Below are 23,822 nucleotides of genomic sequence, written 5' to 3' on the forward strand. Positions count from 1 at the left end.
ACTTACTGCACAAGGTAGGGTTTGCGCGGGGGTTTCGGCGCATGCTTGACCTCTCTCTCCACAGGGAAATCGCCCATAAGGTAGGGATGCATCCCCTGGTTCTTGAGGTTCTGCAGGAAGCGGCCAAAGCCTTCAAGGTCGACCATGCGCGGCGCCTCGGCCAGGCGGCGGGGCGTGACGGTGCCGATCTCGTCGATGATGGTCTGCAACGGCTCCATCGGGCTTTCGATGAACTCGGCCATGGTCCAGATCCGCACGCGCGCCTTGGTCCAGGTCGACCGCAGCACCTTCAGATGGGCCGCCTCGATCTTCTGCAATTCCGCCGCCTCGCGCCGCAGGGTCGGGAAGGACCGGTTGCTGCGAAACAGCGGCACGGCCCAGGCCCCGGAGATGACCGAGATCTGCGCGTTCGGGTCCCTGGCCAGGGTCCATTCGATATCGGCATTGTCGCGCGGCCCGTACTGGAAACACTGGCGTTCCCCGCGCGTGTTCCAGATCAGCGAGGTAAAGAAGGCCTTTACGTCATTGTCCCGGCAGGCGGCGTTGTCGCTGAGCGCCCCGTTGATCAGGGCCGACCTGCCCGAGAATTCCGCCCGCTCCGGCGCAAAGAGATGGCCGTGCACGCGGGTGCCGGTGATCCGGGCCAGCCATGGCTCGAAATCCTCGAACAGCTCGGCGAAGCCTTCGAAGACCGAATATTGCGCCGAGGTGATCCCGTTTTCCCAGTCCTGGTTGGGAAAGCGGCTTTGCATGTAAAGCCCTGCACGCCCGCGCGTCCGACGTTCGACCGCCTTGGCGAAGATGCGGTCGATCTTGCCCGGGTTCGGTTCGGTCCGCTTCATCGCCGCGCCACCATCGCTGAGGAACGCCTTGTAGAGGCGATCAGCATGAGGCCAGATCTTGCGCGCGACAAAGCAGTCGGAGCGGCGCAGAAGCTGCAGGTGATCGTCGTAGAAGATGTGCGGCTTGCCCTGGAAATCGAACTTCGACAGGGTCAGCGACCGGCTTTCGATATTGGTCGAAAATTCCCGCACCAGCGTCTGGTAATAGCTTTCGTCGGGGATCCAGACCTGCCGGAAGTAGCGGTCATAGGTCTGCCTGTCCGGATCCTCGAGTATCGCCGACAGCGTCTGCCGCGTCAGGCACCACCACTGGCTGCCCATATGCGGCACCAGCCCCATGGGCATCTCGCGATGCAGCTTCAGCCGGCGCTGTAGATCCACGTAACGGTCGAAGAGAAGGCGGTTCTTCCTCCACGAGAAAGGGAAGCGCAGCGAAAACCGCTCTTCGTCCAGCCCGCCGACGGTCCAGGGCACGTCGGCCGTGGTCGCGCTTTCGATGAAATCCGTGCGGGGGCGGGCGGCAAGGTAGTCGATCAGTTCCTGCACCGGGCGCAGCGGCAGGCAGGATCCCGAGGCCAGGTAGACATGGCGCACATCCGGGAATTCGGCCAGCATCAGCTCGGCCCCCGATTGCGAGGCGGCCACGATCCCCCAGGTGCCCCATTCGCAGCGATGGCGCCGGCAGAACCGCACCCGCTTGTCATCGGCCAGCGCCGCCTCGAACGCGCGGTAGGTCTTGCGCGGCAGGTTGCTGTCCACGTGCAGCACGACGGGGCAGCCGGCCGCCGTCCAGTGCCGCACCACCTGTTCGGCCCGGTCCAGCGCGGTGTGCACCAGCATGACGATGCCGACGCTGCTCATGCCCAGTTGCCCTTGGACATCAGCCCGAGGATCTCGAGCTGGCGCCAGTTGATGTATTTCTCCGACCAGGTGCACCAAAGCTCGGGATCGTCCGTCATCCGGCTGGCATAGGCCCGGTATTCGACCGAGGCGGCGTAATGCTGCTTGCGCTCCAGCTCTTCCCTTGCCTTGGTGTCGAACGTGTCGAGGAACTTGGCGTGCAACAGGATCCCGCTCGCCTTCTCGCCCCCCCATTCGTCGTAGACCAGGTTCAGACCGCGGGGCAGCAGCATGTGGGTCGAACTGACATAGGCATAGCGCCGGTCCCATTTCACCAGCGGGATCTTGTTCAGCGCCGGGGCGCGATCGGGCTCGTCCGCAAAGAAGATGCGGCGGCGCGGCCCGCCCTGGATCCAGAGGTTGCCGTATTCGTGGTTGCGTTTCAGCGTGTAATTGCCGCTGTCGAACCAGGACGCGATCTCAAGCGGATCCTGGCCCGGGCGATAGGGCTGATCGTCCAGCCGGCCCTTGGGATACATGTCTAGCAACATGGCCGAAAACGACCGGATCGAACTGGCGTCGAGCCAGTCGGTCAGCGCGCGCAGCGGGCGCGTATCGCAGAACGGGTAGATCAGGAATTCATCCGGGTCGACCACCAGGCACCAGTGGCCATGGCCGTATCTGCCCTGCAGCCAGTTCAGCCAGTCCACACCGAACCGCGAGCGCTTGTAGCTCGCCTCGGTATGCCAGACCGAAACATCGGGCTGGTCGGCCAGGTAGTCGAGCGAGCCGTCGGTGCTGTCGTTGTCGACGATCAGGAAATGCGCGACGCCCATGTCGCGGTAGTAGTCCAGGAAATAGGGCAGTCGGATCTGTTCGTTGCGCTGGGTGGAGAAGACCAGAAGATCGTCGCGGCGGATCTGCCGGGTGCGGTCCACGACGGTCGAAAGCTCGCCATGCTTGCGCCATGCGCGCGCGCGCCAGCGCTGACGCTTTACCCGTAGCTTGTAGGATTTCCAGGCACCCAACGTCCTGCCTCTCGTTGCCGCGCTCCGCCCGGGCGCTTGGGTTCAGGCGAGCGCCTCAGATCCTGTTGCCTACCACGTCGAAATGGTCCGACCAACCTGGGGCTGCGAACCTTGGCACCTTGCTGTTCCGATCATGACCCTGTTTCACCGCCGAGAGTTGATCGACGATGTTTCTCCATAGATAACAATCGGTTTCATTCTGGTAAACTGGAATGTTGCCAAGGGTTTCGCGATAGACCGGCAGGTCGCGCAGGACCACCGGAACACCCAGGCTGGCGGCCTCCAGCGGAGGCAGGCCGTAGCCTTCGGCATGGCTTGGAAAGAGCAGGCCGCAGCTGCCTTGCAGCAAGGCCGCAATCGCGCCATCGGGCAGGCCCCGCAGCTCTTTCACCGGCCCGTCCGGGGGCAGCGCATCAAGACGGGCGAAGACTTCGGCGTTGTTCCATCCCCGCGCGCCGCAGATCAGCAGGCCGGGGATCTCTTCCCCGGGCCGCGTGGCGCACAGGCTGTCCCAGACATCCAGCAGCAGGTCATGGCCCTTGCGGGGCTCAATGGTGCCGACGGTCACGAAATAGGGCCGCGCCGGCGGCAAACCCTCGGGCAGCAACAATGGATCCGGTTGCGCCGGTGTTACGCCCAGAGGGGCAACAATCGTCTCGGGGCAATGCGCAAGCGTTTCCCGCAGCCGCGTTTCGGTGAATCGCGAGTTGCAGATCACCAGGTCCGCCATCTCCTCGACCGCGGCAAGTTTCCGGCGAAAGCGCTCCACCGTGCCGGGGCGCTGGTAGTCCGGATGATCCAGCGGGATCGTGTCGTGGACCAGAACCGCGATCGGCCCGCCTGTCCCGTTGCGGATCGCGCCAAGCGCCCGCAGGTTCAGCCCCGCGTGGCCGGTGTTGATGTAACCCGCCCCCGCCGGCAGATGCCGCCGCAGCATCTGCGCCAGCCCCCTGGGCCGGCACCGTCCAATGGCCAGGGCGCGCAGGTCGCTTTCGGCGCGGCGCACCATTTCGGGCCGCTTGCGGAACATGGACGACAGCAGGTCCGCCTCGCCCCAGGGCTCTGTCCCATGCAGCCGCGTCTGAGCCGCAGACAGCCCCTCGCGGTCCAGCAGAAGGTAACCCGCGCCGGTGCGCAGCAACCCGAACAGCGGAATGTCGTCGTGAAGAAGGTGATCGAGATAGGCCAGCTCCACCCGGTCGATGCCGGTGGGCTGGCGTCCGGCGCGGCTCAGGCTCCGGGTCAGATCCAAAAGCCGCGCGGGGGGCTGTCTATTCGTCGTAATGCCCAGTTTGATGCCACTTCCATGCGTCCTCGATCATGGTGTGCATCTTCGACCGCTCCGGTGTCCAGCCCAGTTCCTCCACCGCCCGGGTCGAGCCCGAGACCAGCTTCGTCGCATCGCCGGCCCGGCGCGGCCCCTCGGTATAGGGGACCTCGCGGTTGGTGACGGCGCGCGACTGGTCGATGACCTCGCGCACCGAAAAGCCCGAGCCGGTGCCAAGGTTGAACACCCGGCTGCCCTTGCCGTCCTCCAGCCATTTCAGGCCAAGCACATGGGCATCCACCAGGTCGCAGACATGGACGTAATCACGGATGCAGGTGCCATCGGGCGTGTCGTAATCCGTGCCGAAGACGGTCAGCGCATCGCGCTTGCCGTCGATCGCGTCCAGCATCAGGGGGATCAGGTGCGTCTCGGGCCGGTGGAATTCCCCGACCTCGCCATCCGGATCCGCGCCCGCCACGTTGAAATAGCGGAAGATCACGTGGTTCAGCCCGTCGGATGCCTCGAAATCCCGCAGGATATCCTCGATCGCACGTTTCGACGCGCCGTAGGCGTTCAGAGGCTCCTGCGCCGTGGTCTCGTCCAGCACGACGTTGTCATGTTCGCCATAGGTGGCGCAGGTCGAAGAGAAGACGAACTTGTCCACCCCGGCGGCACAGGCCGCTTCGATCAGGGTCAAAGAGCCCAGCACATTGTTGCGCCAGTATTTTCCGGGAAGCTTCATCGCCTCGCCGACCAGGCTGAGCGCGGCGAAATGCATGACCGCCACGGGCTGGTACCTGGCGAACACCTCGTCCAGCCGGGCGCGATCCAGCAGGTCGCCTTCTTCCACGGGGCCGAATTTCACCGCCTGTCGCCAGCCGGTCACGAAACTGTCGAAGGTCACGGGATTATATCCCGCCGCCTTCAACGCCTTGCAGGCGTGCGAGCCGATATAGCCCGCGCCGCCTGTCACAAGTACATTCTGCACCTTGTCCGGTGCCTTACTGCGCGGCCTTGTCGACCTGGGTGATCTCCATCAGGAAGCGATGCAGGTCCTCACGCAGATCTTCGCGGGCGAGGCCGAAGGCCACGGTGGCCTGCAGGAAGCCCGCCTTGGAGCCGCAGTCGAACCGCTGGCCGCGGAAGCGGTAGCCGTAGACGCCGTTCTCGGTGCCGATGTCGGCGGCGATCGCGTCGGTCAGCTGGATCTCTCCGCCGGCGCCGGTCTTCATGTTGTTCAGCGTCTTGAAGATCGAGGGGCTGAGGATGTAGCGGCCGATCACGGCAAGGTTGGACGGCGCCTCTTCCGGCTGCGGCTTCTCGACCATCGCCTTGACCTTGACCATGTGGCCCATGTCTTCCTCGACATCCAGAACGCCGTAGGACTTGGTCTTCTCGGGCGGCACTTCCATCGCCGCGACCATGTTGCCGCCGGTTTCCTCGTAGGCTTCGACCATCTGCTGCAGGCAGGGGGTCTCGGCGGCGATCACGTCATCGGGCAGCATGACCGCGAAGGGTTCGTTACCGATCAGACGCCGCGCGCACCAGATCGCGTGGCCGAGGCCCAGCGCTTTGTGCTGGCGGATGTAGGCGATCGCGCCGCTGTCCATGTTGGTCGCCTTGAGCTGCTCCAGAAGGTCGTCCTTGCCCTTCTTGCGCAGCTCCTGTTCCAGGATCGGGGAATGGTCGAAATAATCTTCGAGCGCGCTCTTGCCGCGCGAGGTCACGAAGATGAATTCCTTGATGCCTGCGGCGCGCGCCTCATCGATGGCATACTGAACCAGGGGGCGATCCACCAGGGTCATGATCTCCTTCGGGACAGACTTTGTCGCTGGAAGGAAGCGTGTCCCCATCCCGGCTACCGGGAAGATCGCTTTGGTTACTCGTTTGCGCATGTTCTCTCAACCTCGACACAATTGGGTGATCACTGAAGAAGTGCTTTCTGCAACTGCATAACACATTTGCGGACAGCACACGGAAAAGGTGCCACGATTAGTTCAACGCCGTGGGCTTTCAACTTGTTCCCGTGAAATTAGTCTCACGTTTACGACACGCCGTATCTCTCTGCTCACCCTGCGGTTGAAACTCCACAGGGCGAAACGCGAATCACTTCGGTCGGACTTGCCGAAGAGACCCCCACATTGGTGCCATATTCCGTCCGCGCCAAAGCGCACCCGGTGCCGCCACGCGGTGGGCGAGAGTATGATTTCCGTCACCACGCGCCCCGCCCCGCGCTCCCAGAGCGCGTGGGCCAGGCGGCTTTGCCGCTGCCAGGGCCGGCCCGCCACCACCGTCGACGGACGCTCCATCGCGGTCGGGAAGCGCTGGAACGCCTCCTCGGGACCGCCCAGCGCGGCCATGCGGCGATGCGCCCGGGCGCGGCCATCCTTTAGCCCGGCCTCGAAACTCTTCATCAGGCGGCGCACGTCGCGCGGCTCCAGCCGGCCGGCCACCATGTGGCGCAGGGCACGCACTCGCTCGATCCGGCGCGCGCGGTTCAGGGCGCGGGCGCGCTGACCCGGCGGACAATGCTTGTCCAGAAAAACCGCCCAGCTCGCCCCGATTTCGAACAGGTCTCGCGGCACCCTTTCGGCGGTCCGCGTCGCATTGGCGGCAAAGCCGTGATGCACCAGCGCCTGCGGCACCACCGCTGTCATGCACCCTGTCTCGGCCAGCCGCAGGTTCACGTCCGTCTCGTCCAGGAAATAGCGGAAGCCGGGATCGAACCCGCCTTCGCGCGCCAGCCAGACCCGGCGAACCGCCATGTTGGTGCCCTGCGTCTTGATCGCGCGCTCGGCCGTGGGCGTCAGGATCGTGAACCGGTCCGGGTCCACGTGGATATCCTCGGACAGGCCCATGTAATCCACCGACTGCGCCTGCCACTGGTAGGAGATCCCGTTGCGCCCCAGCACGAAGCCCCCCGCCGCCGTCACACTGACCGAGCGGAACGGCTCCACCAGGTAGGTCAGCCACGAGGGTTCGGGCACCGCGTCGTCATCGATGAAGGCGATGATCTCGCCGGCCGCCTCGGCAATCCCGAGGTTCCGCGCGACCGAGATGTTGGGCTCTTCATAGCGCAGCAGCTTGACGTGGATCGACTCGGGCATGCTCCACAGCCGCGCGGCCCCGGCCCGGTCCGTGACGATGACGACCTCGAAGGCGGGATATCGCAGCTGCGAGACCCCCAACAGGCAACGGGCAAGCGCATCGGGGCGCCCCCGGCTGACAATGACCACGCTGACGGTCAGCGGTTCGGTCAAGGGCAGCCTCCGGTCATGCCATCCCCATCTCGGCCATCATGGCCTCTATGCGGGGCACGTCCTCGGGGTTGTTCAGCTCCCAGAACCGGCGCCCCTTGGCATCGACCTCGACACACAGCAGCGTCTCTCCGTTCTCGAGAAACCGCAGCTGTTCCAGGCCTTCCAGCAGCTCCAGCGGCCCTGCGGTCCAGCCGACATAGGCGGCAAGCGCCGCGGGCCGGTAGGCATAGACGCCCACGTGGTGGAACACCGGCGTCTCGTCCTCGGGCCCATAGGTGCCGGGCAGGAAGGGGATGACCTCCTTCGAGAAGTAGAGACCCCTGTTGTCGGCCCCGAAGACAGCCGTGGTGCCGCCCACGCGCCCGGCCCTGCGATCCGCCAGCAGCGCGTTCAGCGTCGCCCCGTCACAGCGCAGCACGGGCGTGGCGATGCCAGCATCGGGCGCGGCCCGCAGGCCGGCAACCAGATCCTCGATGAACCACGGCGGGGTCAGCGGCGCGTCGCCCTGCAGGTTCACGACGATCTCGGCCGTGCCGCCCAGCAGCTCCAGCGTCTCGGCACAGCGTTCGGTGCCGTTGGCGCAATCGGGCGAGGTCATGACGACGTCGGCTCCGAACCCTTCGGCGGCATCGCGGATCCGGTCGTCATCGGTGGCGATCACGACGCGGTCGACACCCTGGATGGCACGCGCCGCGTCCCAGGTGCGGTGGACAAGGCTCCTGGACTCGCCGGTGGCTCCGGTCAGTTCCACAAGCGGCTTTCCGGGATATCGGGTCGAGGCATGGCGCGCCGGGATGACGACCAGGACACTCATGCGGAGGGTTTCAGCTCCACCCCCGGGGCATAGGCGATGAAGAACGGGTTGGCGAACCCGTCCTTGCCATAGACCAGCGGGTTGAGATCATCATAGCGGACCACCTGGCCCCCGGCACCGTTCAGCACGGCATGGCCGGCGGCGGTGTCCCATTCCATCGTGCGGCCAAGACGCGGGTACAGATCCGCCTCGCCGGTGGCGATCAGGCAGAATTTCAGCGAGGAGCCCGCCGAGGTCATGTCCTTCACCGCGTACTTGCCGATGTAATCGTCGGTCGCCTGGTCGCGGTGGGATTTCGACGCCACCACCATCAGCGCGCCGTTGTCGGGGTCCGAGACGTGGATCTCGACCGTGGCGCCCAGGGTTTCGGGATCGAAATCGCCGGTTTCCTCGACCGACTGGCCGTTGGCCAGGGTGAAGAACATGCGGTTCTTGGCCGGGGCATAGACGACGCCGCGCGTCGGGATGCCGGCCTCGACCAGGGCGATGTTCACGGTGAAATCGCCGCGGCGGTTGATGAATTCCTTGGTCCCGTCCAGCGGGTCGACGATCAGGAAGGTGTCGCCCTTGGCGGAATGCGACGCGGCCTGCTCTTCGGTCACCAGCATGACATCGGGGAACGCGTCGCGCAGACCGGCCGAGATCAGGGCGTCGGCGGTTTCGTCGGCTTCGGTGACGGGGCTGTCGTCGGATTTGACCTTCACGTCGAAATCGTCGGAATTGTAGATCTCCATGATCTTTTCACCGGCTTCGATCGCCAATTTCCTCATCACGGGCACAAGAGTGTCATAATCCACGAATAACTCCGTCCTAACGTCGTCTGAATTGAAAATCTGTCAGCCGCATCTTATGGTGGCATGACAACCGAACAGCAAGGTCTCCGTGTCACCTTTGGGTAGCGTCACAGGACCACACCAGGATCACGGGTCAGTGTTTCAGCACTCTTCGCGCCAATCGAACCTCTCGATCGCCCTCGGCATGGCCGAGGTCACCTATCATGCAATCGTGCGCTCGATCCGCAAGCAGCACAACAATGCCTTCATGGCCATCGGCGTGAACATGCTGCAGATGCTGGTGATGGTGCTGGCCTTCTACCTGATGTTCTGGGTGCTGGGCATGCGCTCGGCCCAGATCCGGGGAGACTTCCTCGTCTATATCATGACGGGGATCTTCCTCTACATGACCAACATCAAGGCGATGAGCGCGGTTCTCGGCTCCGAGGGGCCGGCAAGCCCGATCATGAAACACGCGCCGATGAACACGGCGATCGCGATCTGTTCGGCGGCGCTGTCGGCCCTGTATATCCAGGTGCTGTCGATGGTCGTGATCCTCTACATCTACCATGCCGCCTTCACTCCGATCGAAATCTACGATCCGATGGGCTGTCTCGGCATGCTGATGCTGGCCTGGTTCACCGGCTGCGCGCTGGGGCTGGTGCTGCTGGCGATCAAGCCGTGGTTTCCCACCTTCACCAGCGTGTTCTCGCAGGTCTACCAGCGGGCCAACATGATCGCCTCGGGCAAGATGTTCGTGGCCAACACGATGCCGGGCTTCATGCTGGCGATGTTCGACTGGAACCCGCTGTTCCACATCATCGACCAGTCGCGCGGTTTCGCCTTCATCAATTACTTTCCGCACAATTCGAACTGGCACTACCCGCTGGTCGTCGGCATCGTTCTGGTGATGGTCGGGCTGATGGGCGAATTCTACACGCGCAAGAACGCCTCCATGAGCTGGGGCGCCCGGCGATGAGACGGCTCGCCGCCCTGCTTCTGGCCTTTGGGCTGACCGCGGGCACCCTCCAGGCGGATCCGGTCTATCCCTGGCTTTACGACGTGATCGGCGTCTCGGCCGACGACGTGCTTAACCTGCGCGCCGGCCCCTCGTCCGAGGCCGAGGTCATCGGCGCGCTGGCGCACGACGCCACCGGGATCGAGGTGGTGGGCATCAACGACAATGGCTACTGGCTCCAGATCGCCCTGCCCGAAAGTACCGCATGGGCCGCGACCGGCTTCCTCGCCCCCCAGCCCCATGATCCGGAACTTGCCTTTACCAGGATCCTCGACTGCGGCGGCACCGAACCCTTCTGGGGCCTGCAGATCACACAGGGCACCGGCGCCACGCTGAGCCGCATGGACAAGGCCGATGCCGATCTGCCCGCGGGGCGTGTGCGGCCCAGCCCGTCGATGAAGAACCAGTATTTCCTCGACCTCGGCGAACGTCATGCCGCCATGCTGACCACCAAGCTGTGCAGCGACGGCATGTCCGACCGCGCCTACGGGCTGAGCATCCGGCTGGTCATCGACGAGACGGAGACGATGCACGGCTGCTGCTCACTCCGGCCGTAGCCCCGGCCGCGTCCGACCGGGCCGCTCAGGTCGCCACCCGCAGCGTCAGGTTGATCCGCCCGCCCTTCGGCAGCAGCCGCGAGGATCCGAACCGGATCCGGTCGATCCCGTGATAGGTCAGCCGCGCCTCGCCGCCCATCACGACCACGTCGCCGGAATTCAGCCAGATGCTCTCGGTCTTGCCGCCCCGTGTCGTGTTCCCGATCCGGAACAGCCCGTCATCGCCCAGCGACACCGACACCACCGGCCAGGAGAAATCGGCCTCGTCCTTGTCCTGGTGCAGGCCCATCTTCGCCTCGGCCTCGTAATAGTTGATCAGGCAGCTGTCCGGCCGCCGGTCCAGCCCGGTGACCGCGTCCCAGATCTCCAGCACCTGCCGGGGGATCGCGGGCCAGTCCACGCCCGAGGGATGCCGCGGCTCGTAGCGGTATCCCCTGCGGTCGGTGATCCACCCCAGCTCCCCGGCCGAGGTCATCCGCACCGACAGCGACTGGCCCCGCCGTGTCACCGGCCGCACCAGCGGCGCGGCCTTCAGAACGGGCCGCAACGCGGCCACCAGCTCTGCCTGGGCCGCCGCATCCAGGTAGCCCTTCCAGATCTTGAATCCCCGCAGATCGACCGGCGCCGCCGCCATGAGAGCCTCCTTTTGCAAGCTTTTTGTCACTGAAAGGCAAACCGCAGAAGAAAGGCGGAATGCAAGCCGTTCACGCGCTTGCAGGCTTTTGATGCCATCCCTATATACGCCGGGACGCGCCGAGGTCTGTGACCGAAGCGCCACACAGTCGGGACCTCGATGCCGTAACGGGTCCGGGTCTCGTGAAATCGCCTTTGTATTGAGAGGGATCAAACATGTCGAAAGTCATCGGTATCGACCTCGGGACGACGAACAGCTGCGTTGCCATCATGGACGGCGCCCAGCCCCGCGTGATCGAAAACTCCGAAGGGGCCCGCACGACCCCGTCGATCGTCGCCTTCACGGACGACGAACGCCTCGTGGGCCAGCCGGCGAAGCGCCAGGCGGTCACCAACCCCGAAAACACCATCTTCGGCGTCAAGCGCCTGATCGGTCGTCGCGAACACGATCCCGATCTCGCCAAGGACAAGAAGAACCTGCCCTACGCCGTGATCGACGGCGGCAATGGCGACGCCTGGGTGCAGGCCAAGGGTGACAAGTATTCGCCCAGCCAGATTTCCGCCTTCATCCTCGGCAAGATGAAGGAAACCGCCGAAAGCTACCTCGGCGAAGAGGTGACGCAGGCCGTCATCACCGTGCCCGCCTATTTCAACGACGCCCAGCGTCAGGCCACCAAGGACGCCGGCAAGATCGCCGGGCTCGAAGTGCTGCGGATCATCAACGAACCGACGGCCGCCGCCCTGGCCTATGGTCTCGACAAGGAAGAAAGCCACACCATCGCGGTCTATGACCTTGGCGGCGGTACCTTCGACGTGACCATCCTGGAAATCGACGACGGCCTGTTCGAGGTGAAATCCACCAACGGGGATACCTTCCTCGGCGGTGAAGACTTCGACATGCGGATCGTCAATTACCTGGCCGACGAGTTCAAGAAAGAGAACGGCGTCGACCTGACCAAGGACAAGATGGCCCTGCAGCGTCTCAAGGAAGCCGCTGAAAAGGCCAAGATCGAACTGTCGAGCTCCTCTCAGACCGAGATCAACCAGCCGTTCATCTCGATGGACCCGAAAGGCGGCCAGCCGCTGCACATGGTCATGAAACTGACCCGTGCCAAGCTGGAAAGCCTCGTCGGCGACCTGATCAAGGCCTCGATGAAGCCCTGCGCCGCGGCGCTGAAGGATGCCGGCATCTCCGCGTCGGACGTGGACGAGGTCGTTCTCGTCGGCGGTATGACCCGGATGCCCAAGGTCATCGAAGAGGTGACGAAATTCTTCGGCAAGGAACCCCACAAGGGCGTGAACCCGGACGAAGTGGTTGCCATGGGCGCCGCCATCCAGGCCGGTGTCCTGCAGGGTGACGTGAAGGACGTCGTTCTTCTCGACGTGACCCCGCTGTCGCTTGGCATCGAAACGCTCGGCGGTGTCTTCACCCGCCTGATCGACCGCAACACGACGATCCCGACCAAGAAGTCGCAGATCTTCTCGACCGCGGAAGACAACCAGAACGCCGTGACCATCCGCGTGTTCCAGGGCGAGCGTGAAATGGCGTCGGACAACAAGATGCTGGGTCAGTTCAACCTGGAAAACATCCCGCCCGCGCCGCGTGGCATGCCCCAGATCGAGGTGACGTTCGACATCGACGCCAACGGCATCGTTTCGGTTTCGGCCAAGGACAAGGGCACCGGCAAGGAACAGAAGATCACCATCCAGGCCTCGGGCGGTCTTTCGGACGACGACATCGACAAGATGGTGCGCGACGCCGAGGAGAACGCCGAAGCCGACAAGGCCCGCAGGGACCTGGTCGAGGCCAAGAACCAGGCCGAAAGCCTCATCCACTCGACCGAGAAGTCGCTGGAAGAGCATTCGGACAAGGTCGACCCCTCCACGGTCGAGGCGATCGAGCTGGCCATTGCCGCGCTCAAGGATGAGCTTGAGAACGACAACGCCGACAAGATCCGCTCGGGCATCCAGAACGTGACCGACGCGGCCATGAAACTGGGCGAGGCGATCTACAAGGCCAGCCAGGAAGAGGCCTCGGGTTCGGACGAGCCCGAGCCGGCCGATACGGCGCGCGGCGACGATGACGACATCGTCGATGCAGAGTTCGAAGACCTGGACGACGATAACAAGCGTGCGTAACGGCCAGGCCTGACACGAATGAGGCCGGTCCGGGATCCGGGCCGGCCTTGGTCGTTCAGGCACACCGCCTCAAGAGGACAAACAGATGTCGAAACGCGATTTCTACGATGTGCTCGGGGTGTCCCGTTCCGCGTCCGCGGACGAAATAAAGAAGGCCTATCGCAAGAAGGCCAAGGAACTGCACCCGGACCGCAACGCCGACAATCCCGAAGCTGAATCCCAGTTCAAGGAAGCCAACGAAGCCTACGAGGTCCTGAAGGACGCCGACAAGAAGGCGGCCTATGACCGCTTCGGCCACGCGGCCTTCGACGGCGGCATGGGCGGCGGGCCCCGTCCCGGCGCCGGTGGCGGCCCCGGCGGCGCCGATTTCCAAAGCGCCTTCTCGGATGTCTTCGACGATCTGTTCGGCGATTTCATGGGCGGCCAGCGGGGCGGCGGCGGACGTCGCGCCGCGCGCGGCTCCGACCTGCGCTACAACCTGCGCGTCACCCTGGAAGAAGCCTACAATGGCCTCCAGAAGACGATCAACGTACCGACCGCGGTGGCCTGCTCCACCTGTTCGGGCACCGGCGCCGAAGGCGGGGCCGAACCGGTCTCCTGCCCGACCTGCTCCGGCATGGGCAAGGTCCGCGCGCAGCAGGGCTTTTTCACCGTCGAACGCACCTGCCCGACCTGCTCGGGCCTGGGCCAGATCATCAAGAACCCCTGCAAATCCTGCGGCGGCTCCGGTCGGGTCGAAAAGGACCGCGCGCTCAGCGTGAACATCCCCGCCGGCGTCGAAACCGGCACCCGCATCCGTCTTGCCGGCGAAGGCGAGGCCGGCCTGCGCGGCGGCCCTCCGGGCGATCTCTATATCTTCATCGACGTGGCGCGGCACGAGCTTTTCGACCGCGACGGCACGAACCTCTATTGCAAGGTGCCCGTCAGCATGGCCAAGGCCGCGCTTGGCGGCGCGATCGAGGTGCCCACGATCGACGGCGGCCGCGGCCGCGTGCAGATCCCCGCGGGCAGCCAGTCGGGCCGCCAGATGCGCTTGCGCAGCAAGGGCATGCCCGCCCTGCGCGGCGGCGCCCCCGGTGACATGTTCATCGAACTGGCCGTGGAAACCCCGGTCAATCTCACCAGCCGCCAGAAAGAGCTGCTGCGCGAGTTCGAGGATCTGAGCGAGGACAACAACCCCGCGATGAGCAGCTTCTTCTCCTCGGTCAAATCCTTCTGGGATTCGATGAAGGGCTGAGACCGCGCCCCGGGACGCCCGACAGGACCGCCCCGACCCCATCACCGGCGGAGCCCCCCACACCGGGGCTCCTCCCTCCCCTCGGGCGAACCCAATCCTTACGATTTGGTAAATCCGCCCCTGTAACCCATTGAAATTACAGGCTCCGCACAATGTCCCACGCGTGGGACATCGCGAACGGCCCCTGTCTTCTTCTTGGCCCAAATACCTCCGGGGGAGTCCTCCGACGGAGGACGGGGGCAGCGCCCCCCATCAACGTTAATCATCCAATAACCATCCCCGGATTAGCCTCGGCCCCATGTCCGCCGATGCCTTCTCCGAACGCCCGCTGCCGCTTTTCGACGGTGACGCCGCGCCCGTCCTGCCCAAGGGCGCCCGCCTGCCCTCCTATATCCAGGGCCATCGCGACCGTCTCCGACAACGGTTCCGCGAGGGCGGTGCCGCCGCGATGCCCGATTACGAATTGCTCGAACTGGTCCTGTTCCGCGCCCTGCCGCGCAAGGACACCAAGCCGCTCGCCCGCGCCCTGCTCGACCGTTTCGGCGATTTCAACGGCGTGATCAGCGCCCGGCCCGAACGCCTCGCCGATATCAAGGGCGTAGGCGATGCCGTGATCGGCGAGCTCAAGCTGATCGAGGCCGCCGCGCACCGGCTGGCCCGCGCCAGGGTGATCCAGCGCCACGCCATCACCGGCTGGGACGCGCTGCTGGATTATTGCCACACCACGATGGCGCATCGCGAGACCGAGCAGTTCCGCGTCCTCTACCTGGACCGCAAGAACATCCTCATCGCCGACGAGGAACAGGCCCGCGGCACCGTCGATCACGTGCCCGTCTACCCCCGCGAAGTGGCCAAGCGCGCGCTGGAGCTCAACGCCTCCGCGCTGATCCTCGTACACAACCATCCCTCGGGCGATCCGACGCCCAGCCAGGCGGATTACGACATGACCGCGCAGGTCGACCGCGCCTGCCAGGCGCTTGGGCTGACGCTCCACGATCACCTGGTCATCGGAAAGTCGCGGGAAATCAGCTTTCGGGCCGAGGGCTTCCTGTGATCGCAGCACTTGTTCTCTGGTGGCAGGACTGCGCCCGCACCCTGGCAAGGCTCACCGGATCCAGACCTCGACCCGCCGGTTCACGCTGCGGCCCCACTCCGTGTCGTCGCAGGCCATCGGCAGCGCCTCTCCGAAGGCGGCGACACCCATGTCGATCCGGTCCGAGCCGCCTGTCTCGACCGCCGCGATCACCGCCGCCTGAACCGCCCGCGCGCGCGCCATGGCGATCTGCTGGTTGTTCGACGCCGGCCCCATACCGTCGGAAAAACCCACGAACAGCAACCGACGCGCATCGTAGAACCCCGTCTCGATCGCACCGGCCAGCTGCGCCACGTTGGAGCGCGACTGCGCATCCAGCCGGGCCGATCCCGCTTCGAACCTGAAGGAGGTGGTCAGCCTCGACAGCGGCTTCAGAGTCTCGGTCATCGCCTTCAGCGCATCCAGGCCGATCTCTGGCCCCGCGGCCAGCAGCGCATTGGCAAAGCGGTCGCCCTGGTCGTTGATCGCGATGTCTTCGGGCGACTGGTCGACAAAGCCGGACCGGCGGATGACGATCTGCGCCGGCGCGCTGCGGGTGAAGGCCAGGAAATCGCGCGCCATCTTCGGCAGCCGCCGCGCCGGCAGGTAAAGGAACAGCGGCGAGGTCAGCGGGTAGTCTTCGGTTTTCACCGTCCGCCGCGTCGCGCTTAACGAAAACCCGCAGCTGCCGGTCAGCGCCAGCGCCCGGGCCGGCGCCGTTTCGGCAAAGCTGGCCAGGCCGATGCCGAAGGGATCCCGCGCCACCGCCTCGGCCACCTGGGCCGAGCGGTCATGCCGCGTCACATCCTCCGGCAGCGTCCCTCCGATCGGCGCCACCAGCCGGTCCTCGGCCGACTGGCTCAGCCCCGATCCCGCGTCGGGCAGGTGCAACACCACGGGCGCGTCCGGCCCGCCAAGTTCGGCCCAATTGGTGATCTCGCCCGCGAAGGCCCGGGCAAGCTCGGCGGTGGAGATATCGCGCACCGGGTTGGTCTGCGCCACGACCGGCACCATGGCGTCCAGCGCCAGAACCCGGCTGCGGGTGCCGTCGGTCAGATCACCCATTCCGGCCTCTGCCGCGCGCTGGCGTTCCTCGGCCCGGATCTCGCGGCTGGCCAGCACGATGTCGGCCTCGTTGGCGAGCAGATCGGCAAAGCCCTCGTCCGTCGTCGTCACCCGGAATTCGAACCGCGCCGCCGGGCGCGCGGCACCGTCGCGCAGCAACTCGTAGGCAAAGCGGCCCTCGTCCAGCTCGACCCGGCGCGCCGTCAGCTGCTGGCGGCGGGCAAAGCCCTCGACCAGCGCGGGCATCAGAACCTCGGTCATGGAGGAGGCACCGGAGAAGACGACTTCTGCAACGAATTCAAGGAGGTTCGGGCAGCCGGGCCCGTCGCAGGCCACGCCGGAGCCGTCCACTGTCAGCTCTCCGAACTGCGTGTCCACGCGGTAGAATTCACCGTCATAGCCCAGCAATGTGCCGCTGATCTCAACCGCGCCATCGGGCGAGCGCAACGTGATGTCCTGGGCCCGGGCGGGCATCGGTCCCGCCAGCCAGACAAGAAGTGCGGCGCCCAGCACCGCACGGAGCCATGTCATGATGTTGTCCAAATCGCCGGTCAGTTGATCGCGATCTTCAGGTCATCCATCAGATTATTCAACACCAGAAAATCCCCGATCGCGGCACAATTCGGCATCGCCAGGTCCAGCCCGCGCCCGTTCAGATCGCCCACGCCGCGCAGCTCCAGCGCCTCGGCGCTCAGCCGGCGGCCGCAGGTGTCGGCGGTCACCTCGGTCTCGACGGTCAGATCGACAAGCCCGCTCAGCCCGGCGCTGCGCGGAAAGGAATAGATCTCGGCCCTGCGGGTCAGATCACCCTGGTCGGCGCCCAGCCGGACCAGGAAGCTGCCGGTTTCGGGGTTGCCGGGCGCCTCGGCCCAGACATGGCCCTGGCTGCCGTAATCGGCCCCGAATTCCCGCGCGTGGATCTGAAAGCCGGTTTCGCCCTGCCATTGCAGCACGACACGGGTCCAGTCGGCCATGTCCGGCACATCGGCCGACACGACGGTGCCGCGGCCCTGGGCCGGCGAAACGATGAAGACGGCATGAGCTTTCAACGCCGGCACCGTGACCTCGAGATGACCGGACTCATCCGCGAGGTCCGAGAACATCATGCCGAGATGGTGGATCGCGATGCGGTCGTTCGGAAAACAGGGGGCGTCGATGCTCAGCCGGACCGAGGCGCGTTCCACCGCTTCGGCCGTGGCAGACACGGCACAGCCGGGGGCCGAGGCATCCTGGGCAAGGTCGGCGCCGCCAAGCAGGTCGATGTCGTTGCGCGAGACCACGTCTTGCCCGTCCGTCGGGGCATCGGCCGCATCGACCGCGCCCAGGTCGACGACGGCATCGGGGCTGGGGTCCGGGGCCTGCAGGACGGGGGCCGCGCGCACAGCCGCGTCGGTCGGCAAGGCGGCGCCCATGCGGATCGGCAGGGTCGCGGTCTCGTCCCCGGCGCTGGCGGCGGGAAGGTCCGAGGTGGGCCGCTCGGGGGCGGTTTCGTTCACCCGGGGCTGCGCCGGCCCGGGGGTGGCGGAACCCGGTTCGGGCACGAAGGTCTGCATCCCCCAGCCGATGGCCAGAGCGCATGCGATCGTGCCGGCCACGAGGGTCGGAACCCTGGTCGAGATCATCATGCTGGCACTCCTTCAGGTCGGCGTCAGGCTGAAAGATGCCAGCAGAAACGGGCCAATATGTGGCCCGCTCGGGGAGTCATTCAGGCGAGACCGGGGCATGCCCGGCCTGCCTTGGGTCACGAATGTGTCAGGTCAGGCGCCCGTGGCAATGCTTGAACTTCTTGCCGGAGCCGCAGGGACATTTCTCGTTCCGGCCCGGGTTGCCCCAGGTGGTCGGGTCGTCCTCGACAAATCCGGGGGCCGCGTCGCCGGTGCTCGCGGCCTCGGCCGTCGGTCCGGGCGCCGGGGCGGCGCCGTTCGGGGCGGCAGCGGCTTGCTCGGGCTGGCGATCTGCGGGGGCCATCGCCCGCTGGGCATCGCGCATCAGTTCCGGCTGGTCCGCGGCCAGCTGGGCGCGCACCTGGGCCATTTCCTCTTCGGACATGGGCCGCACATGCGACAGCTGGGTCGTCACCGTCTCGCGCAGGCTGTCAAGCATGCCCTCGAACAGCTGGAAGCTCTCGTTCTTGTATTCGTTCAGCGGGTCGCGGTTGGCATAGCCGCGGAAGCCGATGACCGAGCGCAGGTGTTCCAGCGTCAGCAGGTGTTCGCGCCAGTTCTGGTCGATGGTCTGCAGCAGCACCTGCTTTTCGATGTTGCGCATGGTCTCGGGGCCGAAGGCGGCGGCCTTTTTGGCCATATGCTCGTCCGAGGCCTTTTCGAGCCGTTCGCGCATCACGTCGTCGTCGACGCCGTCCTCGTCGCCCCATTCAATCACCGGCACGTCGATATCCAGCTTCTCGATCACCGCGGCGTAAAGCCCCTCGGTGTCCCACTGGTCGGCATAGCTGCGCGGCGGCATATAGCGTTCGATCAGGTCGTCGATCACCTGGTGACGCATGTCGGTGGTGATCTCGTTCAGGTCCTCGGCGGCCATGATTTCATGGCGCTGGCTGAAGATCACCTTGCGCTGGTCGTTCATCACGTCGTCGAACTTCAGCAGCTGCTTGCGCATGTCGAAGTTGCGGCCCTCGACCTTGGCCTGCGCGCGTTCGAGCGACTTGTTCACCCAGGGATGGATGATCGCCTCGCCTTCCTGCAGGCCCAGCGTCTTCAGCACCTTTTCCAGCCGGTCGGACCCGAAGATCCGCATCAGGTCGTCTTCCAGGGACAGGTAGAACGAGGTCCGGCCCGGGTCGCCCTGACGCCCCGAACGGCCGCGCAGCTGGTTGTCGATACGGCGGCTTTCGTGCCGTTCCGAGGCGATGACGTAAAGGCCGCCGGCCTCCATCACCTTGCGCTTCTCGTCGGCGTGCTTCGCCTCTTCCGCGGCGCGCAGCTCGGCCGGGTCGGCATCGGGGTTCTCGTCCAGCGCGGCCAGCACCTTCAGCTCGACGTTGCCGCCCAGCTGAATGTCGGTGCCGCGGCCGGCCATGTTGGTGGCGATGGTCACCGCGCCCAGGTGCCCGGCCTCGGCGACGATCTGGGCTTCCTGCTCGTGGTGGCGGGCGTTCAGCACGTTGTGCTTGATGCCTTCCTTCTCGAGCATCTGGCTCAGCATTTCCGACTTTTCGATCGAGGTGGTGCCGACAAGGATCGGCTGCCCCTTGTCATGCGCCTTCTTGATCTCGGCAATCATGGCGGCATATTTCTCGGCCGCCGAGCGATAGACCTGGTCATCCTCGTCGATACGGGCGATCGGCTTGTTGGTCGGCACCTCGACCACGCCCAGATTGTAGATCTCGGCGAATTCCTCGGCCTCGGTGGCGGCGGTGCCGGTCATGCCGGCCAGCTTGTCGTAAAGGCGGAAATAGTTTTGCAGCGTGACACTGGCGAGCGTGACGTTCTCGGGCATGATCTTCACGCCCTCCTTCGCCTCGATCGCCTGGTGCAGGCCGTCCGACAGGCGGCGGCCATGCATCATCCGGCCGGTGAATTCGTCGATCAGGACGATCTGGCCGTCGCGGACGATGTAATCCTTGTCCTTCTGGAACAGCTTGTGAGCCCGCAACGCCTGGTTCAGGTGGTGGACCACCGTGGTGCTTTCGGGATCGTAAAGGGTCTGCCCCTCTTCCAGAAGCCCGCGCGCCATCAGCTGCTGTTCGATGAACTCGTTGCCATCCTCGGTGAAGGTGACGTTGCGCTGTTTCTCGTCCAGCTCGAAATGCGCGTCGGTCAGCATCGGCGCGACCGTGTCGATGGTGCGGTACATCTCCGACCGGTCCTGCGACGGGCCCGAGATGATCAGCGGCGTCCGCGCCTCGTCGATAAGGATCGAGTCCACCTCGTCGACGATGGCATAATAATGGTCCTTCTGCAGGACCTGCGACAGTTCGGATTTCATGTTGTCGCGGAGATAGTCGAAGCCGAGCTCGTTATTGGTCGCAAAGACCACGTCGGCCGCGTAGGCATGGGACCGGGCTTCGCCGCTCATCTCGGAAAAGATGACGCCGGCGCGCATGCCGAGCAGGTCATAGACCTTGCCCATCCATTCCGCGTCCCGCTTGGCCAGGTATTCGTTGACGGTGACGATATGCACCGACTTGCCCGCCAGGGCGTTCAGGTAGGCCGCGAAGGTGGCGACCAGGGTCTTGCCCTCGCCGGTCTTCATCTCGGCGATGTTGCCCTGGTGCATGAAGATGCCGCCCATCAGCTGCACGTCGTAGGCGCGCAGGCCAAGCGCTCGGCGCGCGCCTTCGCGGACGTTGGCAAAGGCCTCGGGCAGCAGGTCGTCCAGGCTTTCGCCGCCGGCAAAGCGTCCCTTCAGCTCTTCGGTCTTGGCCTTCAGGCCAGCGTCGTCGAGCTGTTCGAAGTCCGGTTCAAGGGCGTTGATCCTGTCGACCAGCGGGCGCGTCGCCTTGACCTTCCGGTCGTTATGGGTCCCAAAGACCTTTTTGGCGAGTGTTCCGATCCCAAGCATATGCTCTCCCGCTGATCTGACATATTCGTGGCCGGCAGCCACTTGTCGGCCCAGACCGCAACCCGTAGATACGTCGACAGCCATCCTGTCCGGATTACGGGCCACAAGGCGATGTAAGGGGCAGGGGAAACAGTGTCAACGCCGCGCCCCGTCGCGGCCAGAAACGGGGATTTTATCTCATGCGAAACGCTTTGAAGCTCCTGCCCGCCCTCGCGGTGGCAGCGTTGCCGTTCGGCCCTCTCAAAGCCCAGGACGCGGTCACCCCCGAAACCGTGGTCGCCACCGTCAACGGTGAAGACATCACGCTGGGTCACATGATGATCCTTTATGCAAACCTGCCCCAACAGTACAAGCAGATCCCGGTCGCGCAGCTGTTCGACGGAATCCTGGAACAGCTGATCCAGCAGGAGGCCCTGCGCCAGAGCTTTGACGGCACGCCCGCGCCCAGCGTGGTGCTGTCGCTCGAGAACGAGGAACGCGCGCTGATGGCCGCGTCGGAGGTGGGCGAGATGCTGCAGGGCGTCGCCACCGAAGAGGCGATCCAGCAGGCCTATGAGTCCCGCTATGCCGACGGCACCGGAGAGCAGGAATACAACGCCTCGCACATCCTGGTGGAAACCGAGGCAGAGGCTCAGGCGATCATCGAAGTGCTTGAAGAAGGTGAAGATTTCGCCGAGGTCGCCAAGACCAGCTCAACCGGTCCGTCGGGCCCCTCGGGCGGCTCGCTGGGCTGGTTCACCGCCGGCCAGATGGTGCCGGAATTCGAAGAGGCCGTGATGGCTCTCGAGGAAGGTGCGGTCTCGGAGCCGGTGCAGACGCAGTTCGGCTGGCACGTCGTCAAGCTGAACGAAAGCCGCATCGCCGAGGCGCCCGCCCTGGAAGAGGTGCGCGGCGAGATCGTGAGCGAGCTGGAAGCGCAGGCGATCGAGGACCACGTGAACGCGATCACCGGCGAGGCCGAGATCGACCGCCCGGACATCTCCGGCGTCGATCCCGCGATCCTGCAGCAGATCGACCTGCTGGACTGACGCGAATGGTCGGCACCCTGCCTGTATCTCCCCTTGCGCCGGCAAGCTTTCCGAAGCTGCCGGCGATCGACGGGGTCCGCTTTGCCGCCGTATCCGCCGGAGTGCGGTACAAGGGGCGCACGGATGTCATGCTGGCGCTGCTGGCGCCGGGGACCTCGGTAGCGGGCGTGTTCACGCGCTCGGCCACACGGGCAGCACCGGTGCTGGATTGCCAGGCCAAGCTTGGCGGTGACGCCAGCGAGGGCGCGGCGATTCTGGTGAATTCCGGCAATGCCAATGCCTTCACCGGCAAGCACGGCCTGGATTCTGTCGCCCAGATCACCGCCGCCGTGGCCAGCGCCGCCGGCATCCCGCAAGAGCGCGTCTTTACCGCCTCTACCGGGGTGATCGGGGAAAAGCTGCCCCATGACCGGATCGTCGCCAAGCTGGACGAGCTGGTCGCGGGCCTGTCGCCGGACGCGGCCGAGACGGCGGCGCGGGCGATCATGACCACCGATACCTTCCCCAAGGGCGCCACCGCGGATGTCGAGATCGACGGCAAGGTCGTGCGCATCGCGGGCTTCGCCAAGGGCTCGGGGATGATCGCCCCGGACATGGCGACGATGCTGGTCTACATCTTTACCGACGCCGTGATCGGGCAAGGGCCGCTGCAGACCATGCTGTCCCGCCTGACGGACAAGACCTTCAACTGCATCACCGTGGACAGCGATACCTCGACCTCGGATTCCCTGATCCTTGCGGCCACCGGCGCCTCCGGCGTGTCGGCCGAGGGCGACGCGGGGTTCGAAGAGGCGCTGCACGGCGTGATGCTGAACCTGGCGCATCAGGTTGTGCGCGACGGCGAAGGCGCCACAAAATTCGTCGAATTTTGTGTCACCGGCGCGGCTAGCGATGCCGATGCCCGAACCCACGCGCTGTCGATGGCCAATTCGCCTCTGGTCAAGACCGCCATCGCCGGCGAGGACCCGAACTGGGGCCGCATCGTCATGGCTGTCGGCAAATCCGGCGCGGCGGCCGATCGCGATACGCTCAGCATCCGCTTCGGCGATCTGCTTGTCGCCGAAAACGGCTGGGTCAGCCCGTCCTACAGCGAAGAGGCCGCCGCGGCCTACATGAAGCAGCAGGACCTTGTCGTCTCCGTCGATCTGGGTATCGGCGATGGCACGGCCAGGATCTGGACCTGCGACCTGACCCACGGCTACATCGACATCAACGCGGATTACCGGTCGTGAAGATGGTCCTCGTGTCGGCCGTTGCGCTGATCGACCCGGATGGCCGGGTCCTTCTGGCGCAGCGGCCCGAAGGCAAATCCATGGCCGGGCTCTGGGAATTCCCCGGCGGCAAGGTCGAGCCGGGCGAAACCCCCGAGGCCGCGCTGGTCCGCGAGCTGCACGAAGAGCTCGGGATCGACACCTGGACCTCGTGCCTCGCGCCGCTGACATTCGCCAGCCATGGCTACGACGATTTCCACCTGCTGATGCCGCTTTATGCCTGCCGCAAGTGGGAGGGGATCGTTCAGAGCCGGGAGAATCAGGCGCTGAAATGGGTGCGCCCGCAGTCCCTGTCGGACTACCCGATGCCGGCGGCGGATAAGCCTTTGGTCGCAATTTTGCGGGACTGGCTTTGAACTTTGTTCCGTCCCGTCCATGAAATTCATGGAATTTTCCGGTTCAAACTTCGTAAATGCCTGAAATATCCGCAACACTCCAAAATTTCTACGAATTT

20 protein-coding genes are annotated in these 23,822 nt (G+C 65.2%); 8 read left to right on the forward strand and 12 right to left on the reverse strand.

Annotation, left to right across the window (positions count from 1 at the left end; genetic code table 11):
- Window positions 1-2: 2 nt before the first annotated feature.
- The 8 genes from ATO3_RS05915 to cysQ all read right to left on the reverse strand — a co-directional run bounded on the left by ATO3_RS05915 (window position 3) and on the right by cysQ (window position 8,848).
- Window positions 3-1,703 (reverse strand): DUF5927 domain-containing protein, encoded by a 1,701-nt coding sequence (locus ATO3_RS05915; RefSeq protein ID WP_088648901.1) that lies wholly within the window; start codon window positions 1,701-1,703, stop codon window positions 3-5.
- Window positions 1,700-2,710 (reverse strand): glycosyltransferase family 2 protein, encoded by a 1,011-nt coding sequence (locus ATO3_RS05920; protein WP_088648902.1) that lies wholly within the window; start codon window positions 2,708-2,710, stop codon window positions 1,700-1,702. Before ATO3_RS05920 ends, ATO3_RS05915 begins: the two co-directional genes overlap by 4 nt.
- 55 nt (window positions 2,711-2,765) lie before the next feature.
- Window positions 2,766-3,962, reverse strand: a complete 1,197-nt coding sequence (locus ATO3_RS05925; RefSeq protein ID WP_233152045.1) for a glycosyltransferase family 4 protein — start codon at window positions 3,960-3,962, stop codon at window positions 2,766-2,768.
- A gap of 19 nt (window positions 3,963-3,981) precedes the next feature.
- Window positions 3,982-4,965, reverse strand: a complete 984-nt coding sequence (gene galE, locus ATO3_RS05930) for a UDP-glucose 4-epimerase GalE (RefSeq protein ID WP_088648904.1) — start codon at window positions 4,963-4,965, stop codon at window positions 3,982-3,984.
- A 13-nt stretch (window positions 4,966-4,978) separates the two neighbouring features.
- Window positions 4,979-5,872 (reverse strand): UTP--glucose-1-phosphate uridylyltransferase GalU, encoded by an 894-nt coding sequence (galU, locus tag ATO3_RS05935; protein ID WP_088648905.1) that lies wholly within the window; start codon window positions 5,870-5,872, stop codon window positions 4,979-4,981.
- A 102-nt stretch (window positions 5,873-5,974) separates the two neighbouring features.
- Entirely contained in the window at window positions 5,975-7,237 is a 1,263-nt protein-coding gene (locus ATO3_RS05940) for a glycosyltransferase family 2 protein (RefSeq protein ID WP_088648906.1), read from the reverse strand.
- A gap of 13 nt (window positions 7,238-7,250) precedes the next feature.
- Window positions 7,251-8,051 carry a 3-deoxy-manno-octulosonate cytidylyltransferase gene (locus ATO3_RS05945; RefSeq protein ID WP_088648907.1) on the reverse strand — a complete coding sequence of 267 codons (801 nt, stop codon included), beginning with the start codon at window positions 8,049-8,051 and terminating at the stop codon, window positions 7,251-7,253.
- Window positions 8,048-8,848: a 3'(2'),5'-bisphosphate nucleotidase CysQ gene (gene cysQ / locus ATO3_RS05950; protein WP_088648908.1), complete on the reverse strand. Its 801-nt coding sequence runs from the start codon at window positions 8,846-8,848 to the stop codon at window positions 8,048-8,050. Before cysQ ends, ATO3_RS05945 begins: the two co-directional genes overlap by 4 nt.
- A gap of 133 nt (window positions 8,849-8,981) precedes the next feature.
- On the opposite strand from cysQ, the gene ATO3_RS05955 reads away from it, so the two are divergent.
- Both ATO3_RS05955 and ATO3_RS05960 read left to right on the forward strand, forming a co-directional pair.
- The gene (locus tag ATO3_RS05955; RefSeq protein ID WP_088648909.1) at window positions 8,982-9,803 is read left to right on the forward strand and encodes an ABC transporter permease; all 822 of its coding nucleotides are present in this window, start codon (window positions 8,982-8,984) and stop codon (window positions 9,801-9,803) included.
- The gene (locus ATO3_RS05960) at window positions 9,800-10,399 is read left to right on the forward strand and encodes a COG3650 family protein (protein WP_088648910.1); all 600 of its coding nucleotides are present in this window, start codon (window positions 9,800-9,802) and stop codon (window positions 10,397-10,399) included. Before ATO3_RS05955 ends, ATO3_RS05960 begins: the two co-directional genes overlap by 4 nt.
- Before the next feature lie 25 nt (window positions 10,400-10,424).
- Here the strand turns inward: ATO3_RS05960 and ATO3_RS05965 are convergent, their stop codons facing one another.
- On the reverse strand, window positions 10,425-11,033 hold the full coding sequence (locus ATO3_RS05965; RefSeq protein WP_088648911.1) for an alpha-ketoglutarate-dependent dioxygenase AlkB family protein: 609 nt from the start codon (window positions 11,031-11,033) through the stop codon (window positions 10,425-10,427).
- A gap of 215 nt (window positions 11,034-11,248) precedes the next feature.
- On the opposite strand from ATO3_RS05965, the gene dnaK reads away from it, so the two are divergent.
- The 3 genes from dnaK to radC all read left to right on the forward strand — a co-directional run bounded on the left by dnaK (window position 11,249) and on the right by radC (window position 15,462).
- Entirely contained in the window at window positions 11,249-13,171 is a 1,923-nt protein-coding gene (gene dnaK / locus ATO3_RS05970) for a molecular chaperone DnaK (RefSeq protein WP_088648912.1), read from the forward strand.
- A gap of 85 nt (window positions 13,172-13,256) precedes the next feature.
- Window positions 13,257-14,408 carry a molecular chaperone DnaJ gene (dnaJ, locus tag ATO3_RS05975; RefSeq protein WP_088648913.1) on the forward strand — a complete coding sequence of 384 codons (1,152 nt, stop codon included), beginning with the start codon at window positions 13,257-13,259 and terminating at the stop codon, window positions 14,406-14,408.
- A 298-nt stretch (window positions 14,409-14,706) separates the two neighbouring features.
- Window positions 14,707-15,462, forward strand: a complete 756-nt coding sequence (gene radC / locus ATO3_RS05980; protein WP_088648914.1) for a RadC family protein — start codon at window positions 14,707-14,709, stop codon at window positions 15,460-15,462.
- A 51-nt stretch (window positions 15,463-15,513) separates the two neighbouring features.
- On the opposite strand, the gene ATO3_RS05985 is transcribed toward radC, so the two are convergent.
- The 3 genes from ATO3_RS05985 to secA all read right to left on the reverse strand — a co-directional run bounded on the left by ATO3_RS05985 (window position 15,514) and on the right by secA (window position 21,069).
- Complete coding sequence (locus tag ATO3_RS05985) at window positions 15,514-17,076, reverse strand: substrate-binding domain-containing protein (protein ID WP_088649350.1); 1,563 nt, start codon at window positions 17,074-17,076, stop codon at window positions 15,514-15,516.
- Window positions 17,077-17,096: 20 nt separating this feature from the next.
- Window positions 17,097-18,170 (reverse strand): hypothetical protein, encoded by a 1,074-nt coding sequence (locus ATO3_RS05990; protein ID WP_088648915.1) that lies wholly within the window; start codon window positions 18,168-18,170, stop codon window positions 17,097-17,099.
- A gap of 127 nt (window positions 18,171-18,297) precedes the next feature.
- Window positions 18,298-21,069, reverse strand: coding sequence for a preprotein translocase subunit SecA (gene secA / locus ATO3_RS05995; protein ID WP_088648916.1), 2,772 nt, complete (start codon window positions 21,067-21,069; stop codon window positions 18,298-18,300).
- Window positions 21,070-21,248: 179 nt separating this feature from the next.
- Here secA and ATO3_RS06000 point away from each other — a divergent pair, with 179 nt between their 5' ends.
- The 3 genes from ATO3_RS06000 to ATO3_RS06010 are packed head-to-tail and all read left to right on the forward strand — an operon-like array spanning window position 21,249 to window position 23,724.
- Window positions 21,249-22,097 carry a peptidylprolyl isomerase gene (locus ATO3_RS06000; RefSeq protein ID WP_088648917.1) on the forward strand — a complete coding sequence of 283 codons (849 nt, stop codon included), beginning with the start codon at window positions 21,249-21,251 and terminating at the stop codon, window positions 22,095-22,097.
- Between the two features lie 5 nt (window positions 22,098-22,102).
- Window positions 22,103-23,329, forward strand: coding sequence for a bifunctional glutamate N-acetyltransferase/amino-acid acetyltransferase ArgJ (gene argJ / locus ATO3_RS06005; protein ID WP_088648918.1), 1,227 nt, complete (start codon window positions 22,103-22,105; stop codon window positions 23,327-23,329).
- Window positions 23,326-23,724, forward strand: a complete 399-nt coding sequence (locus ATO3_RS06010; RefSeq protein ID WP_088648919.1) for a (deoxy)nucleoside triphosphate pyrophosphohydrolase — start codon at window positions 23,326-23,328, stop codon at window positions 23,722-23,724. The genes argJ and ATO3_RS06010 overlap by 4 nt, the downstream gene beginning before the upstream one ends.
- The last annotated feature ends 98 nt before the right edge of the window (window positions 23,725-23,822 follow it).

The sequence above is a fragment of the Marinibacterium profundimaris genome, assembly GCF_002210095.1.
Lineage (GTDB): Bacteria > Pseudomonadota > Alphaproteobacteria > Rhodobacterales > Rhodobacteraceae > Marinibacterium > Marinibacterium profundimaris.